This is a genomic window from Nevskia soli (assembly GCF_903970205.1).
Taxonomy (GTDB): Bacteria; Acidobacteriota; Terriglobia; order Bryobacterales; family Bryobacteraceae; genus Bog-113.
Genome location: NZ_CAJCHS010000159.1, coordinates 1 through 2,788, shown reverse-complemented (window position 1 = coordinate 2,788; position 2,788 = coordinate 1). Strand labels below are relative to the sequence as shown.

At 63.1% G+C, this 2,788-nt stretch carries 2 protein-coding genes; both read right to left on the bottom strand.

All coding sequences use genetic code 11. From position 1 onward, the window contains the following. A partial coding sequence (locus tag H1Y01_RS07355) for an FtsW/RodA/SpoVE family cell cycle protein (RefSeq protein ID WP_180539795.1) occupies positions 1–2,282 on the bottom strand: 2,282 nt, incomplete at its 3' end. Beyond that, on the bottom strand, positions 2,279–2,788 hold a 510-nt coding region (locus tag H1Y01_RS07350; RefSeq protein ID WP_180539794.1), incomplete at its 5' end, for a hypothetical protein. The genes H1Y01_RS07350 and H1Y01_RS07355, both read right to left, overlap by 4 nt.

Here is a 2,788-nt window from a genome sequence, read left to right as displayed (position 1 = left end):
AGATCGCGTTTCAGGATGTCCGACAAGCGCATCTGCAGCCGCGCGTCGATGGACATGCGGACATCGCGCGGGCGTTCCATGATCGCTTTGACTTCGGGGTTTTCGGGCTCATAGCGATGGCGGACGAGCGGGATCAAGGCGGCGTAATCGCGATGCAGCCGCGCGGTGATTTGCCCGGATTCGGGATCGCGGACTTGCTCCACCTCGGCGACATCGTCGTAACCTTGCAGGCGGATGCGCGAGGTCTTCTCCAGAAACGCGGTGTTGGTGGCGCCTTGTTTGAGGCGCGTGCGCGTGTCGCCGAGGAGGTAGAACAGGGGACCGCCCAGCGGATAGAAGCGCCCCTGATTGCGCGGCGCCGCGGTGCTTAAGACCACGCCGGCCGCCGCGTAATCGTGCTGATGCGATTGGATCTGCGCCCAATCGCTCGATGCTAGCGGCAGTCCGTTGCGATCGAAAATCGTTCCCTTGGGGACCAGCTTTGCGGCTTCCATCAAACGGGGGTTGTATTGATAGCGGCGAACGCCGTCAGCTTGCAGAACCAGCGTCGGTCGAATCAGAGTCTGATTCGCTCGGGCGATTTGAACCCATCCGAAGCGCGCGATGACGATGACGAACAGGACGGCTAAGAGCGCCGCCACCCCGCGCATGGCGCCGCCAAAATTCTCCCGCGGTTCGTCACTTGTTTGCCGCGAGGATACCGACAGCACGATCGCAAACAGGACGAAGTTCGCAACCATCGAGGTGCGCCCATAACTCAGGAACGGGGAGACAACGCCCGACAGCGGAATCAGGCCGAGTAAGCCGCCGGTGATCAATAGAATCTGATACGCGAGCACCAGCGCGAGCCCGGCAACCAGGAAGAAGCTGTACGTGCCGGGAGCGCGCATCGCGATGCGAAGGCTGCGCGCGATCAGCACGCCGTAAAGCAGATAGAGCACGAGTATCCCAAGCGCGCCGCCTTGTTCGCCAAGCGCCGACACGATCAGATCGGTGTGCGCCGCGGGCATCGTTTCCGAACTGCCCAGGCCGAAGCCGGTTCCGGTTGCGCCGCCGGCCGAAAGCGACCACAGCGAATCCGCCAGCTGATCGCCGCCATGCACGTGGTTGTCCCACGGCGAGAGCCACATGTGAACGCGCTCGCTCACGGTGTGCGGATGGCCCGTCAGGTATCCAAAGCCGAACGCGAGAATGATGACCGCGAGACCTCCGAGCGCCAGGCCGGCGCGGTTGCGCGCGATGGTGTAGAGCGTCAGAAACAAAGCGCCGACTACCAGCGCCGGGCCGAGATCTTTCAACCAGAAGAAGAGCGCGATTGAGACGCCGACACCGGCGGCCAGCGGCAGCAGGTAATCGAGGCGCGGCATGTTGTATTTCGCCGCGAGCTTTCCACGCCGGCCGCGCAGCTGGCGCAACGCGTCCCAGTTCGCAGCGAAGTAACCCGCGAGGAAAAACACGATGAGGATGCGAATGATCTCGACCGGTTGAAAGAAGAACAGATTGACCTTGGCATCGCTCACGCCGGGTCCGCTGCCGAAGATCCCCAGCGCGAACGCGAGTAGCAATGCGGCGATCAGCGGCACATACGTCAGGCGGCCGAACGTCCGCTCGTAGTCGACCATCGCGAACACGGCCAATGCCACGCATCCGGTTACGACGCCCGATGCGAAATCGGAAAACATCAGCGTGTCGCGCAGGGGATCGCGCAGGCTCACCATCAGCGCCAATCCGATTCCGGAAAGCACCAGCATCGCCGGCAGGAAAACCTGATCGCCCGTAAAACCGCGCACGCGCCAGACGATATGGACGGCGAAGAAGCTCACGAAAAACAGCGCGCTCCAGAGCAGGAAGGAGCGGCGAAACGCGGACGCATCGCGCACGCGCAGCAGCGGCTTGATCTGCGCGAAAGCAGTGCCGTTGATGAGCGCGTGCTTGTCGATGCGTATGCGCTCGATCGCGCCGACATTGGCGAATCGCACGCCTTCGCGTTTGCGCGCGTAGATTGCGTTGGCCACCGCGTCCTGTTGGTCCGAAGGAATCGCGGCCAGGAGCGGCGTCAATTGCTGCGGTCCGTTGAGCTCGTTCAGATTCAACGCCGAGTTTTCTTCCGCAGCGAGGTCGTGCGTCTTCGCCGCATAGACCAACCAGAGCGCGACCGCGATGACGATGGAGCCGAAGACCAGCCCGATCAGCTCCTCCCAACGCGCACTGGCGCGCCGCCGCACTTCAATAGCGCGCCGTTCTTCAGCGCGGGAAGCGATCTCCTCGCGGGTCACTTTCATTGCGCCGTCACTCCGGGCTGGGTGGGATGCGAAGCCAGCATCTGCTCCACGCGCTGCTGCCCCTGCACGGCCAGCATTTCGTTGCGGCTCGAATCGCCGAACAGTCCCGCCTGGCGGTATAGATCTTCGGCATGGACGTAATCCTGACGCGCTTTATCCAGGTAATCGCGCTCCTGATCGGAATCCGAACCGAAGCCGTGCGATTCGCGCATAAAGCGATCCGCGCGGCGCCGGTAGCCGTCGGCCAACTGCGCCGTCTCGCGATGCCCCATCGGATGGCCGTTGCGGGCGGCTTTGTTGAGCGCGTCCTCGGCGCGTTCCACGTCATTCAGATCGTAGACGTAGAGCCGTGCGAGGCCGAGATAGGGATCGGGCGAATGCCGCAAGCGATCGGCGGCTTCGTTGAACTTACCCACGGCGGTGTTCAGCTTTTTCTGCCTGGCCGGGCCGTGCAGACCACCGGCGTCGATGCGATCGATATGTCCCTCGCAAAGCCGGATGCGACC